General features: G+C 63.9%; 14 protein-coding genes. 8 read left to right on the top strand and 6 right to left on the bottom strand.

The window, feature by feature from the left end:
• Positions 1 to 93: 93 nt before the first annotated feature.
• Together G5134_RS19355 and G5134_RS19350 are read right to left on the bottom strand one after the other, a co-directional pair.
• Positions 94 to 537, bottom strand: a complete 444-nt coding sequence (locus G5134_RS19355) for a nucleotide triphosphate diphosphatase NUDT15 (RefSeq protein ID WP_005304883.1) — start codon at positions 535 to 537, stop codon at positions 94 to 96.
• Between the two features lie 157 nt (positions 538 to 694).
• On the bottom strand, positions 695 to 1,699 hold the full coding sequence (locus G5134_RS19350; RefSeq protein WP_065018801.1) for an NADP-dependent oxidoreductase: 1,005 nt from the start codon (positions 1,697 to 1,699) through the stop codon (positions 695 to 697).
• A gap of 204 nt (positions 1,700 to 1,903) precedes the next feature.
• Here G5134_RS19350 and G5134_RS19345 point away from each other — a divergent pair, with 204 nt between their 5' ends.
• The 3 genes from G5134_RS19345 to G5134_RS19335 all read left to right on the top strand — a co-directional run bounded on the left by G5134_RS19345 (position 1,904) and on the right by G5134_RS19335 (position 3,052).
• A complete protein-coding gene (locus tag G5134_RS19345; RefSeq protein ID WP_005304877.1) occupies positions 1,904 to 2,329 on the top strand; it encodes a MarR family winged helix-turn-helix transcriptional regulator in 426 nt (141 codons plus the stop codon).
• 32 nt (positions 2,330 to 2,361) lie between these two features.
• Positions 2,362 to 2,589 (top strand): hypothetical protein, encoded by a 228-nt coding sequence (locus tag G5134_RS19340; RefSeq protein WP_005304875.1) that lies wholly within the window; start codon positions 2,362 to 2,364, stop codon positions 2,587 to 2,589.
• A 145-nt stretch (positions 2,590 to 2,734) separates the two neighbouring features.
• Positions 2,735 to 3,052 carry a hypothetical protein gene (locus G5134_RS19335; RefSeq protein WP_005304873.1) on the top strand — a complete coding sequence of 106 codons (318 nt, stop codon included), beginning with the start codon at positions 2,735 to 2,737 and terminating at the stop codon, positions 3,050 to 3,052.
• A 93-nt stretch (positions 3,053 to 3,145) separates the two neighbouring features.
• On the opposite strand, the gene G5134_RS19330 is transcribed toward G5134_RS19335, so the two are convergent.
• Positions 3,146 to 3,622, bottom strand: a complete 477-nt coding sequence (locus tag G5134_RS19330; RefSeq protein WP_005304871.1) for an Lrp/AsnC family transcriptional regulator — start codon at positions 3,620 to 3,622, stop codon at positions 3,146 to 3,148.
• 307 nt (positions 3,623 to 3,929) lie between these two features.
• On the bottom strand, positions 3,930 to 4,553 hold the full coding sequence (locus G5134_RS19325) for a helix-turn-helix transcriptional regulator (RefSeq protein WP_065018802.1): 624 nt from the start codon (positions 4,551 to 4,553) through the stop codon (positions 3,930 to 3,932).
• 153 nt (positions 4,554 to 4,706) lie between these two features.
• Here G5134_RS19325 and G5134_RS19320 point away from each other — a divergent pair, with 153 nt between their 5' ends.
• Together G5134_RS19320 and G5134_RS19315 are read left to right on the top strand one after the other, a co-directional pair.
• Positions 4,707 to 5,948 carry an MFS transporter gene (locus G5134_RS19320; protein WP_421232140.1) on the top strand — a complete coding sequence of 414 codons (1,242 nt, stop codon included), beginning with the start codon at positions 4,707 to 4,709 and terminating at the stop codon, positions 5,946 to 5,948.
• Positions 5,949 to 6,327: 379 nt separating this feature from the next.
• Complete coding sequence (locus G5134_RS19315) at positions 6,328 to 7,149, top strand: Cof-type HAD-IIB family hydrolase (RefSeq protein WP_268009644.1); 822 nt, start codon at positions 6,328 to 6,330, stop codon at positions 7,147 to 7,149.
• Positions 7,150 to 7,209: 60 nt separating this feature from the next.
• Here G5134_RS19315 and G5134_RS19310 read toward each other — a convergent pair whose 3' ends face one another.
• Positions 7,210 to 7,773 carry a DUF2799 domain-containing protein gene (locus tag G5134_RS19310; protein ID WP_005304852.1) on the bottom strand — a complete coding sequence of 188 codons (564 nt, stop codon included), beginning with the start codon at positions 7,771 to 7,773 and terminating at the stop codon, positions 7,210 to 7,212.
• A 209-nt stretch (positions 7,774 to 7,982) separates the two neighbouring features.
• On the opposite strand from G5134_RS19310, the gene G5134_RS19305 reads away from it, so the two are divergent.
• Both G5134_RS19305 and G5134_RS19300 read left to right on the top strand, forming a co-directional pair.
• On the top strand, positions 7,983 to 8,822 hold the full coding sequence (locus G5134_RS19305) for an isopenicillin N synthase family dioxygenase (protein ID WP_268009642.1): 840 nt from the start codon (positions 7,983 to 7,985) through the stop codon (positions 8,820 to 8,822).
• A 214-nt stretch (positions 8,823 to 9,036) separates the two neighbouring features.
• On the top strand, positions 9,037 to 10,350 hold the full coding sequence (locus G5134_RS19300; RefSeq protein ID WP_005304835.1) for a sodium-dependent transporter: 1,314 nt from the start codon (positions 9,037 to 9,039) through the stop codon (positions 10,348 to 10,350).
• 5 nt (positions 10,351 to 10,355) lie between these two features.
• Here G5134_RS19300 and G5134_RS19295 read toward each other — a convergent pair whose 3' ends face one another.
• Complete coding sequence (locus tag G5134_RS19295) at positions 10,356 to 11,075, bottom strand: substrate-binding periplasmic protein (protein WP_421232143.1); 720 nt, start codon at positions 11,073 to 11,075, stop codon at positions 10,356 to 10,358.
• A gap of 431 nt (positions 11,076 to 11,506) precedes the next feature.
• Between G5134_RS19295 and G5134_RS19290 the strand changes: the two genes are divergently transcribed.
• Positions 11,507 to 12,820 (top strand): sodium-dependent transporter, encoded by a 1,314-nt coding sequence (locus tag G5134_RS19290; protein ID WP_195879633.1) that lies wholly within the window; start codon positions 11,507 to 11,509, stop codon positions 12,818 to 12,820.
• Positions 12,821 to 12,832: the final 12 nt, after the last annotated feature.

The raw sequence follows: 12,832 nt of genomic DNA, 5'->3' as shown, positions 1-12,832 counted from the left end.
GCAACGATTCGCCAGCCAGCAGGCGATGGTTTATGGGGCCGGCTGGCTCGAGGTCGGCAGGTAGCAACGATTCGCCAGCCAGCAGACGATGGCTTATGGGGCCGGCTGGCTCGGGGTCGGCAGGTAGCAACGGCCAGCAAGCCAGCAGGCGATGGACTGGCGGCTGGCATCGAAGTGGGGTTCGGGCAGGTTGCGCGGGTCGCACCAGACCCAGCCTTCGCACTTCTCCGGCTCCAGCAGCTGGGGCTCTCCCTCTACCTCGGCCAGCAGGGTGACCGAGACATAGTGCAGACCGCTCTCGCGCCAGGTCTCCAGATTGTTGGTGACGGCGATGACGCTGGGATTGCTGATCCGAAAACCGGTCTCCTCGGCCACCTCCCGGATGGCTGCCGATTCGAACGTCTCTCCCAGCTCCAGATGACCGCCGGCGATGGACCAGTAGGGGGCGTGGCTCCCCTTGCGCTTGCCAAGCAGCACCTGGCCCTGGCGGTTGGTCAGTATCACGCCGACACCGACGCGGGGATAGGGAGTTGACATAAGAAGGGCTCCTTGCAGGGATGACGCGGGACAAGCAGGGAACCCATGAGCGGCTCCTTGCACAAACGGCGAATTGCACCATAAAAAACGGGCCCACCTTAGGTCGGATGGGCCCGTCATGCAAGCAGTCTGCGGCGTCAGGCGCCAGAGCTGCGGATCACCCCAGCTTGACCAGCATCTTGCCGGTGTTGCGCCCCTCGAACAGCCCGATGAAGGCCTGCGGCATGCTGGCGAGCCCCTGATAGACGGTCTCTTCGGCCTGCAGGGTGCCGGCGTCGAAGGCCGGGGTCACCTCGGCCAGAAACTCGCCGTAGTGCAGCCAGTGGTCGAACACGATCAGCCCCTGCATGGTGAGGCGTTTGCGGATCACCTGGGAGAGGTTGCGCGGGCCGCTCGCCTCGCTCTGGCCGTTGTACTGCTCGATGAGGCCGCACATCACGATGCGGCCGTGCACCACCATATGGTTGAGGGCGGCGTCCAGCATGGCACCCCCCACGTTCTCGAAGTAGACGTGGATCCCCTCCGGCGCCAGCCGGGCCAGCTCGGCATCGAGATCCGGGGTCTCGCGGTAGTTGATCACCTCGTCGGCCCCCAGGCTCTTGAGGTAGGCCACCTTGTCGGCCGACCCGGTGGAGCCGATGACGCGGGCCCCCGCCCGTTTGGCAAGCTGCACCACCATGGAGCCGACGGCGCCGGAGGCGGCCGACACCAGCACGGTTTCACCGGCCTGCAGTCTGGCGATGCGGTTGAGCCCGGTCCAGGCGGTCATGCCCGGCATGCCGAGGGCGCCGAGAAAGCGCTGGGGCGGCAGGCGGGTGTCGGGCAGTCTGGTCAGCTGGGCGCCGTTGGCGACGAAGCGATCGCGCCAGCCCAGCATGCTGCTCACCCGGTCACCCACCGCGAAATCCGGGTGGCGCGAGGCCTCCACCACGCCGATGGCGCCGCCATCGAGGGGGCCGTTGAGGGGGAAGGGGGGCACATAGCTCTTGGCCTCGCTCATGCGACCGCGCATGTAGGGATCCACCGACAGCCACTGGTTGGCGACCTGCACCTCGCCCTCCTGCAAGGGGGGCAGCGGCACCTCGACCAGGGCGAAGTCGGCGGCGGCGGGCAGGCCGACCGGGCGGCGCAGCAGTTGGATTTGATGGCTGGTGGCATTCATGGCGGTTCTCCCGTTGAATCTGGTGCAAGCCTCGCCGGCGACGGGCCGGGCCCTGTGTGTCGGCGGCGCTGGATGATTTTGTTTGCGTGCAAACTAAAATCAGGTTAATCCTGAAACGGAGGGCTGACAACTGTTTTGTGTGCAAATTATTCAGCCCCTCATGCTCCTGGGGTATACTGGCCCCAGTCGTCAGCGAGGTGCCCCATGAGTGAATTGAAAAAGCAGGTCTGTTTTGCCCTCTACAGCGCCTCCAATGCCGTGATGCGGGCCTACCGACCGCTGCTGGACAAGCTGGATCTCACCTACACCCAGTATCTGGTGATGCTGTCGCTGTGGGCGCGGGACGAGGTGAGCCTCAAGGAGATAGGCCAGGAGACCGGGCTGGATGCGGGGACCCTGACCCCCATCGTCAAGCGGCTGGAGAGCAAGGGCTGGCTGACCCGCACCGTCTCCCGCGAGGATGAGCGGCAAAAATGCATTCGTTTGACCGAGGCGGGCCGCCAGTTGCAGCAAGAGGTGCAGGGCTGCTGTCTGGCAGACAGCTTGCGCAATCAGGTGGATCTGGCCGATGCTGAACTGGCCCAGCTCAAGCAGCTCTGCGATCGCATCTCGGCCCAGCTGGGGCGTTGAGTTCGACCGACCATCCGTCTGAGGAGTCCTCCATGAGAATCTTGTTGCCCCTGTTTGCCCTGTTGCTGGGTGCCTGCAGCACCAGTTCCCACTCCCCGTCGATGGCCATCGACGATGCCGATGCCTGGCAGGCGATCTGCAAGGATGGCACCCGGGTGCGGGCCGTGGTGGAGGAGGGGATCTGCGCGGATCATCGCGGTGTTGCCATGTGGACGAATAAGCCAAGGGCCGCACGGATGGCAGAGGAAGCCGCCAAATAGTGTGATCCAGACGCCATAAAATGACACGACCGGCCGATTGGCCGGTTTTTTTCGCGATCCCGCCGGCACTTTGCCACCTTGTTCATGGTGCGCTCAGTTTTCTCTTCCCATACTGGCCCTACAGTTCCAAAAGAGGAGAGACGAGATGCAATCATCGTTGGTTGGGCTCTCCATTCTGTGGGGGCTGGCCAGTTTTGGTGTTCAGGGGGATTTCATCGAGAGCCGTGATTCCGTTGCGCCATCCTGGCAAGCCGAGTCCAGAGTGGAGATGGAAGGTTATCTGATTGAGTCGCTGGGGGAGGATCGCTGGCTGTTCGACAACGGCAGCGAGAGCCTGCTGGTCTCCCTGCCCCAGGGGCAGTGGGTGCCGACCGGCGAGCGGCTGCGGGTCAGCGGTGAGCCGCAGCAGGAGCAGGCCGGCTGGCTCCTGCAGGTGCAGGACGTGAGCCAGGTGGCGGTCTGAGTACCCTGCCAGCACCAGCAGTTTGAACATGTAAAAAGAGGAGGCCCTTGGGCCTCCTCTTTTTGATCTTGCGCTGACCTGAGTGGCTGGCAATCAACCCAGGTGATTGAGCGGCAGCGCCGTCTTGTGCTTGATCCGGCGCAGCACGAAGCTGGATCGCACCCCGGTCACCCCCGGGATATGGGTCAGCTTGTCCAGCAGGAAGTGCTGATAGTGCTCCATGTCCCGCACCACCACCTTGAGCTGGTAGTCGGCGTCATTGCCGGTGATGAGGTCGCACTCCAGCACTTCGGGTAGTTCGCTGATGGCCCGATCGAAATTCTCGAACCGCTCCGGGGTGTGCCGATCCATGGAGATATGAATGTAGGCGGTGAGGGTCAGCCCCAGCTGGCGAGCGTTGAGCAGGGTGACGTGGGTGTCGATGAGACCGGCATCTTCCAGCGCCTTGACCCGGCGGGAGCAGGGGGAGGGGGAGAGCCCGACCAGCTCGGCTAGCTCCAGGTTGCTGATGCGGCCATTCTCCTGCATCAACTCCAGAATATGCCTGTCAATGCGATCAAGTTTCAGCATTCTCCGTTCCTCGTTGCAATTACTAATTCACTTTTCCTAGATTAAGGGTGAACTATTGCAAAAACAACTGAAAATACATGCTACTTCGCAACCACTCACCGGGCCGGCAGGGGTACCATGGTTACATCTTCCGGTGGCAAGACAGAAACCCAACCCGGTCTCTGTGGCAAATGACTTTACCGGGTCAAGAGCCCCATCAGCCGTCCCACCTTATCGGGCTACGACGGGCTGGAACGAGGACATCCCCTCCCCGAAGGCAACAAAGCAGGCATCCCGGCGCCTGCTTTGTTGTTTTTGTGCGCGGCGTTCAGCCCTGCTGCGGCTTGATGCGGTAGAGGCAGCGGTGATCCCCCTCCAGCAGATACTTTTCCCGCTCCACCTCGGCCGGCGCCAGCAAGCGGCGAAACAGCGCCAGCTCGCTGCGACAAAAGCCCCGGCAGGCGCTCGCCGCCGCGCAGATGGGGCAGTGACTCTCCCACAGCAGCCAGCTGCCATCCTCCTCCTGACGAAAGTCAGCCATATAGCCTTCCCGGCAGCGCAGCTCCTTGAGCCTGGCCAGCCGGTCGGCCAGCGCCGGCTGGTTCAGCTCGGCCTGATAGCGGGCCAGCTGCTGCTGTTCCCGCTGGTCGATCAGCCGCTCCATGCCTACCGCGCCAAACAGCTGCTGGATGTTGTCGATAAGCTGCAGGGTCAGCTCGCTGTGGCTGTCGGGGAAGCGCTGCCAGGCCTGCTCGGTGAGGTGCCACAGCCGCACCGGCCTGCCGCGCCCGCGGGCCTCGTCGTTGAAACTCACCCAGCCGTCGGCCTCCATCGTCATCAGGTGCTGGCGGGCGCCCATGGAGGTCATCTGCAGCTGCTCCCCAAGCTCGGCGGCACTCTGGGGGCCTTGGGTCTTCAACAGGTGGAGTATCTTGTCGGTGCTGGCATTCATGGGGCGGCTCTCGTGATCGGCAGGCACGCCAGAGGGGTGGCGCTCAGGTACCCATTATGGGGAGAGGGATTTTTTAAATCAACAATTCGCTTTACTTAATCACGTTCACTGGCCAACATAAATAAACCAATAACTTTATTTAATGGGGCGAAGATGGAGAGGATCAAGGGACAGGCCAGCTTGTGGGTATTGGTGATGACGGTGACGCTGGCGGTGGCGGGCTTCAGCCTGCCATCCCCGGTGCTGGCGCCGCTGTTGCTGGATCCGGCCCAGGGCATGTTGACGCCGGAAGCGTCGGACTGGAGTCGCAAGGTGTGGTTGGGGGTCATCATGGGGCTCTATCCGTTGTTCCAGCTGGTGGGTTCCCCCTGGCTGGGCAAGCTCTCCGATCGCCATGGCCGCAAGCCGGTGCTGACCCTCTGTCTGGTGGGGGTGCTGGTGGGCTATGCCCTGATGGCGCTGGGGATCGCCTGGCGTTCCCTGCCGCTGCTGTTGTTGAGCCGGGTGGTGGAGGGCTTCTTCAACGGCGACATCGCCATCGTGCAGGCCATGGCGGCTGACATGAGCACCGCCAAAACCAAGGCGCGCAGCTTCGCCTGGATCAATATCGGCATGAACCTGGGTTGGGTGGTGGGCCCCATGATCGGTGGCTATGCCGCCGTGGTGTCCGGTGATTACAGCCTGGCGGCCTGGCTGGCGGTGGCCATGACCCTGGTCAACCTGCTGCTGGTGCTCTGGCTGCTGCCCAATCGACCGGCAGAGGTCCGCAGTGAGCAGCCGGCACCGACCCTCTCTTCCCGTCAACTGTTGCTGCAGCCGGTGCTGCTGCCCTACTTCGTGCTGACCCTGCTCAGTTACGGGGCGGTGCAGCTCTATTTCACCTACTTCAACGTCTGGTTGGTGGAGCGGCTGGCCTGGGATCCGGTGCAGCTGGCGCAGGCCGCCGTGCTGGTGAGCGTGCCCATGATCGCGGGATCCTGGCTGGGCTCCCGTCTGGCTCGCCATTGGCGCGGCAGCTCCCTCGGGATCGTCGGTCATCTGGTGATGGCGGCGGGCATGTTGCTCTTCATCCTGCCCAGCCACTGGTGGGGGCTGGCGCTCACCTTCATCCCGGTCGGCATCGGCATGAGCCTGGGGGAGCTGGCCACCTCGGTGGCCGTCTCCAACCGCAGCCACGCCGAGCAGCAGGGGCAGGCGATGGGGCTCTATCGCGGGCTGGCGGTGGGCAGCGAGATCCTGGCGGTAGTGGTCGGCAGCCTGGTGCTGCTGGCGGGTACCGAGTGGCCCTTCTATCTGGCGGCGTTGTGCGGTCTGCTCTGCGCAGCCGGCTTCTATGGCCTGCGCCGGGCGGCGGATCGGCGGCAGCGGCTCGACGTCCAGATGGAAGCCGGCTGACGGGATCACAGAACGAGACGGAGGGGGCTGCCGGCGCTTGCATCGTGGCGCCGACTCTGGGACGGTATGGCTCTTTGCTTCGCTTGCCCGATCGCCCGGTGCTCCCTTGCTTCATCTGTACCTTGCGATGCTCAGCCTTTGGCGGTGGCATGAATCGTTATCAGGCCATGGCGTTGGAAGCGGGTAGGTATGGCGCCGCATTCGTTTCGACACGCTTGGCGGTGATATGAGTTGTTATCAGGCCCTGGCGTTGGAAGCGGGTAGGTATGGCGCCGCATTCGTTTCGACACGCTTGGCGGTGATATGAGTTGTTATCAGGCCCTGGCGTTGGAAGCGGGTAGGTATGGCACCGCATTCGTTTCGACATTTTGGAGGTGATATGAGTCGTTTTCAGGCCATTGCACTGGATATGGATGGCACTCTGCTGACCCGGGATCACAAGATCTCGTCCGCCACCCGGGCCGCACTGGCCCAGGCCCGCGCCCACGGCATCAAGGTGCTGCTGGTGACCGGGCGCCACTTCATGACGGCTCGCCCCTTCCATCACGAGCTGGCCCTCGACACCCCCATCATCTGCAGCAACGGCGCCTACCTCTATGATCCGGTGCAGGAGAGGATCCTGAGCGGTGATCCGCTGGCGGTATCCCCCCTCGGCCGGCTGCTGGCCGAGGTGCAGGCGCACCAGATGGGTGCCCTGTTCCACCTGGACGAGGGGATCGGCTACCTCGGCTGCGAGGAGCATGTGACCCGGATGCGCCACTGGTCGGCGGCCCAGCCGGATCATCTCAAGATCTCCCTGCTGCCGGCGGAGGATCTGGCGAGCTGGCTCAGCCGGCCGGTCTGGAAGCTGGAGCTGTTCAACCAGGATCCCGCCCTGCTCCATCACTTCATGGCAGAGGTGGTCGCACAGCTGCCCTTCACCTGCGACTGGGCGGCGCCCTATGCGGTGGAGTTGGTGCAGCCCGGCTGCAGCAAGGGCAACCGGCTGGCCCAGTGGGCCGCGAGTGAAGGGATCTCGATGGAGAACGTGGTGGCGTTTGGTGACAACAACAACGACATCAGCATGTTCGAACAGGTGGGGCTGGCGGTGGCCATGGGCAACGCGGCATCACAGATCCAGGCGCTGGCGGATCGGGTCACCGCCGATCACAACGAGGACGGCATCGCGCTGGCGCTGCAGCGCTGGGTTCTGCCCGCCTAGGGGGCAGAAACAGAGAGTGGCAGAAGCAAAAAGGGGCCATGTCGGCCCCTTTTATGTTTGTCAGTTCCCGAAGGTGAACTGGATCACCCGATCCGGGAAGCGGATCCGGTTGTAGTCGCGGCGCAGCCCCTCGTAGTGGCGGATGGCGCGCTCGCGCTGGGCGCGGTAGTAGTCGCGCTGCTTGCTGTCGTTCTCGTTGCGGATCTGGCGCTCCAGAGTCTCGATGTCGCGCTCGGTCCGCTCCATCTCGCTCTTGAGATCGCTCAGCTGCTTCTCCACCAGGTACTCCTTGCGGCCGCGATCGTACTGGGTCAGGAAGCTGGCATCGTTGGGGCAGACCCCCAGGTACTCGGCGCCGGACTTGCCCTTGCTGTAGGCGAGCTCGGGAATGCAGTAGAGCTCCAGCCCCTTGGCATAACCCCGCTTCCACTCCGCTTCGTCCACCTTGAGGCCGTATTCGCCGCAGGTCGAGACGTAGTCGCGGGTGGCGGCCCGGGTCTTGCCCTGCTCGCCGTCCTGATAACCCAGGTTGTACCAGCTCATGGTGCGGCACTCTTCTTCCGACAGCGAGCTGCAACCGGCGAGCAGGAAAGGCAGGGTCAGCAACAGGATCTTGGGGGACATGGACGACGGGCTCCGAGAGAGATGATGGGGGGCATTCTAGAGAGGATGCCGGGGCAGGACAAGGAATGAAAAGCGGCGTCGGCCGGCGCCGTTTTTTGAGCGGTTTGTCACTATTTGCGCAGGCTGGCGACGTGGCGGCCCGCACCCTTTCCTTGTCGCCGGTCACGGGGTAAACTGCGCCATCTTTTAACTGGCGCGTAACAAAAACAATGAAAGTCCTGACCGTCGATTACCGCTCGCCCGACGCGGCGCAGCGCTTCACCGAATCCCTGCGGACCACCGGCTTCGGGGTGCTGACCAATCACCCCATCCCGAAAGAGCTGGTGCAGTCCATCTATGACAACTGGTATCGCTTCTTCATGAGCGAGCAGAAGCAGGGTTTCCTGTTCAATCGCGAGACCCAGGACGGTTACTTCCCGCCGTCGGTGTCCGAAGTGGCCAAGGGCCACAGCCAGAAGGACATCAAGGAGTACTTCCACATCTATCCCTGGGGCCAGATGCCTGCCGAGCTGAAAGAGCAGGCAATGGAGTACTACCGCCTCGCCAACGACCTGGCGGCCGAGCTGCTGGGCTGGGTCGAGCAGTACACCCCGAGCGACATCGCCGCCCACTACAGCTGCCCGCTCTCCTCCATGATTGAAGAGAGCCAGAAAACCCTGCTGCGGGTGCTGCACTACCCGCCGTTCGACGGCACCGAGGAGCCGGGCGCCATCCGCGCCGCCGCCCACGAAGACATCAACTTGCTGACCATACTGCCCGCCGCCAACGAACCTGGCCTGCAGGTGAAGGGGTCCGATGGCGAGTGGATGGACGTGCCGTGCGATTTCGGCACCCTCATCATCAACATCGGCGACATGCTGCAGGAGGCCTCCTGCGGCTACTACCCCTCCACCACCCACCGCGTCATCAACCCGACCGGCGGCAGCGCCGCCAAGTCACGCATCTCCCTGCCGCTGTTCCTCCACCCGCGGCCGGACGTGGTGCTCTCCGAGCGTCATACCGCCCACAGCTACCTGATGGAGCGCCTGCGGGAGCTGGGGGTGATCTAGTTCCCGAACCGGGCTCACCACAGTGCCAAACCGGAGCAAAATTGCTCCGGTTTTTATTTGTTGGCAGGATTGCGCGTAAAATAGAATTTAATTGGGTAATGATGCCAATAACTCGCGTTTTATCCAGATAAACGGCGTTGTGATTGCGCAGCCCCCCCCGTACTCTGAGCGTCATTTTGGGCCCCTTGTGGCGGGCCCCACGGTTGGAGTTCTTATGAAGCAGTCCCAATGGTCATCCCGGCTCGGTTATATCCTGGCCGCCGCCGGTTCCGCAGTCGGTCTCGGCGCTATCTGGAAGTTCCCCTATGTGACGGCCGCCAACGGCGGCGGCGCCTTCCTGCTGGTGTTTCTGCTGTTCAGCTTCACCCTGGGGGTGGCTGTGCTGATGGGAGAGACGCTGCTCGGCAGCCTGAGCCGGCGCGGGGTGGTGGGAGCCTTCGGTGAGCTGATGGGCAAGCGCTGGCGCTGGGTCGGCGCCATGGGGCTGCTCAGCAGCCTGCTCATCTACAGCTTCTACAGCGTGGTGGGCGGCTGGACCCTGGGCTACACCGGCATGGCGCTGGCGGGCAGCCTGCAGCACGGCGATGGCGCGGCCCTGACCGCCCGCTTCAACGACTATGTGGGGGATCCGCTCTGGCCGGTGCTGACCCACCTGCTGTTTGCCGGGCTCACCTGGTGGTTCGTGCAGGGGGGCGTGCAGAAGGGGGTGGAGCGCACCCTGCGCTGGATGATGCCAGCCCTCTTCATCATGATCCTGATGTTGGTGGCCTTTGGCCTCACCCTGCCCAACGCCATGGCCGGGGTGCGCCACTTCCTGATGCCGGACTTCAGCAAGCTCGGCATGTCCGGCGTGCTCGACGCCATGGGGCTGGCGTTCTTCTCCCTCTCCATTGGTCTGGGCATCCACACCACCTATGGCGCCTACCTGCCCTCCAGCGAGGGGGTCGGCCGCTCCAGCCTCTGGGTGGTATTGCTGGCAAGCCTCATCGCCGTGCTGGCGGGCTTGATGATCTTCCCTGTGCTGGCGGCCACCGGCATCGATCCCGCCTCCGGCCCGGGTCTCACCTTCATGACCATGCCGGCGGTGTTCCAGCAGTTGCCGTTCGGCCAGGGGCTGGCGGTGGTGTTCTTCGCCCTGCTGGTGGTGGCGGCACTCTCATCTGCCATCTCGCTGCTGGAGCACCTGCAGTGCTTCGTCAGCGAGAGTCTGGGCTGGTCGCGACGGGCCGCCTGCAGCCTGATCACTGTGCTGGTGATGGCCAACGGCATTCCGGTCAGCCTGTCGTTCGGCCCCTGGGCGGACGTGACCCTGTTTGGCAAGAACATCTTCGAGCTGCTCGACTTCGTCACCTCCAACCTGATGATGCCGATGTTCGGGCTGGCGCTCACCCTGCTGCTGGGCTGGCGGCTCGGTCGCCAGGCACTGCCTGCCGGCTTGGCCCTGCATTGGCACACCCTGCTGATGGGCTGCTGGCGCTGGCTGGCGCCGCTGCTCATCGGCGGCATCCTGGTACGCGGGCTGGTATAACCGGCTCAGGGATGAAGGGGGGCCGGCGTCGCCTGCGGGTGGCGGGCCCGCACCTTGTCGACGGCGGCCTGCCAGCGGGCGATCACGGCATCATCCTCGCTCTTCGAGAAGACGATGTAGAGCCAGTTCTCCTGCAGCAGCAACCCGGAGTTCACCACGCTGCGGGGGGAGAACTTCATCTTGGCCAGGATGGCCGGCATGATCTGATCCCCCATGGGGAAGGCGTCTATCTTGCCGAGCACCAGGAGCTCGATGGCATCCTCGATGGTCTGGCAGCGCACCAGGTTGGTGTAACCCTCCCGGGTGAGCAGCTCGTCATCGGCGTTGCCGAGCAGCACGCCGACCCGCGGCAGCTTGCGCAGCTGGGCCAGGTCGGTCAGCGGCTTGCTGCCTCTGGTCTGGTAGATCACCACCCGGTTCGGAAACAGCGGCCCCACCCACTTGAACTGGGACTCCCGATGGGGCGTGCGCAGGATGACGAACAGGGCGAAACCGGGTTCGACCCGGGTCAGGGCGAGCGCCCGCTTGAGGGGGTAGATCTTGATGGGGTAGTGAACCCCCATCTCCTGCTGGACTTCCTGCACCAGCTGCACCGCCAGCCCGCCGAGCTTGCCGTTACTGGTGTGGGTAAAGGGGGGCAGCTCGTGGCTGATGAGGGTCAGCGGGGATTGCGGCGTGGCCAGTGCCAGGGCGGGCAGCAGTAGCCAGGGCAGCAGCCAGTTCATCCAGTATCCGGTCAGGTGCGTCACGTCGGTGCATCCATGTTGCGCAAGGGGGTCGCCACGGGCGGTCGCTGACCGGCCTGCCGAGGCTAACTCTATTATTGCTCAAGGGATTGGGCTGCCTGATGATCTTTGCCGGCGGCGGCAGAGAATTCCGTTTTGAAGGGGGGGATGAAAAAAAGTTGATCGCGTTGTGTCAATTTTTCTTTCCATGGTTTAGGCTGTGATCCCGTTTGGCATTCAGGCCCGCTTATTCATGTCACCCCGCTGCGCACTGTTCGGTCGATTTTTTGGCTCGCAAGAGAGGTGACCTTGCACGCACAGCTTGTCTGAATGTTCATTGCAAAGGTCGCCACCAGGCGGCCTTTTTTGTTGCCCGCACCGTGCGGTTATCCATGGAGTATCGATGTGATGTTGTCTTGCCCGGAGGTTGTATGAGCCAGGTTCAGTGGTCTTCCCGTCTCGGTCATGTGCTGGCAGCCGCCGGTTCGGCGATCGGTCTTGGCGCCATCTGGAAGTTCCCCTATGTGACCGCCACCAACGGCGGCGGCGCCTTCCTGCTGGTGTTTCTGCTGTTCAGCTTCACCCTGGGGGTAGCGGTGCAGGTGGGGGAGACCCTGCTCGGCAGCCACAGCCAGCGCGGGGTGCTCGGTGCCTTCCGCAAGCTGGTGGGGCCGAACTGGCGCTGGATGGGTTACATGGGGATCCTGTGCGGCTTCTTCATCTACAGCTTCTACAGCGTGGTGGGGGGCTGGACCGTGGGATACGCGGCCCTGGCCATCGGTGGCGAGCTCAACCTGAGTGAGGCGAGCGCCCTCACCGCCCTCTTCACCGGTTACGTGAGCGATCCTCTCTGGCCGGCCATCACCCACCTCATCTTTGCCGGGCTCACCTGGTGGTTCGTGCAGGGGGGCCTGCAGAAGGGGGTGGAGCGGGCGCTGCGCTGGATGATGCCGGCCCTGTTCGTGATGATGCTGCTGCTGGTGGTAACCGGCCTCTCCATGCCGGGGGCCATGACCGGGGTGCGCCAGTTCCTGCTGCCCGACTTCAGCCAGCTCACCGGCCAGGGAGTGCTGGATGCTCTCGGGCTCGCCTTCTTCTCCCTCTCCATTGGCCTGGGGGTACACACCACCTACGGCGCCTATCTGCCCAGCAGTGACGGCGTGCTGCGCTCCGGCGTCTGGGTGGTGACGCTGGCAAGCCTCATCTCGGTGCTGGCGGGGCTGATGATCTTCCCGGTGCTCGCCTCCACCGGCATCGATCCGACCGCCGGCCCCGGCCTCACCTTCATGACCATGCCGGCGGTGTTCAACCACCTGCCGTTCGGCCAGGGGCTGGCAGTGGTCTTCTTCCTGCTGCTCTTGGTGGCGGCGCTCTCCTCCTCCATCTCCATGCTGGAGCACCTGGTGCGCTTCACCACCGAGGAGTGGGGCTGGTCGCGCCGTGGCGCCTGCCGGGTGCTGACCCTGCTGATCATGGCCTGCGGCATTCCGGTGAGCCTGTCGTTCGGCCCCTGGGCCGAGTACACCCTGTTCGGCAAGACCATCTTCGATGTGCTGGACTACCTCACCTCCAACCTGATGATGCCGCTGTTCGGCCTGGTGCTGACCCTGCTGCTGGGCTGGCGACTGGGGGAGCGCATGGTGCCGGCGGATCTCTCGCCAGTGTTGCGGTTCTGCCTGCTCTGGTGCTGGCGGCTGGTGGCCCCGCTGCTGATCGGCGGGATCCTGGTGCGGGGATTGCTGTAAGAGCGGCCCGGC

This window comes from Aeromonas sp. 600276, assembly GCF_049175815.1.
GTDB classification, from domain to species: domain Bacteria; phylum Pseudomonadota; class Gammaproteobacteria; order Enterobacterales; family Aeromonadaceae; genus Aeromonas; species Aeromonas dhakensis.
The sequence above is the reverse complement of the archived record's forward strand: the minus strand, read 5'-3'. Positions and strand labels throughout refer to the sequence as shown.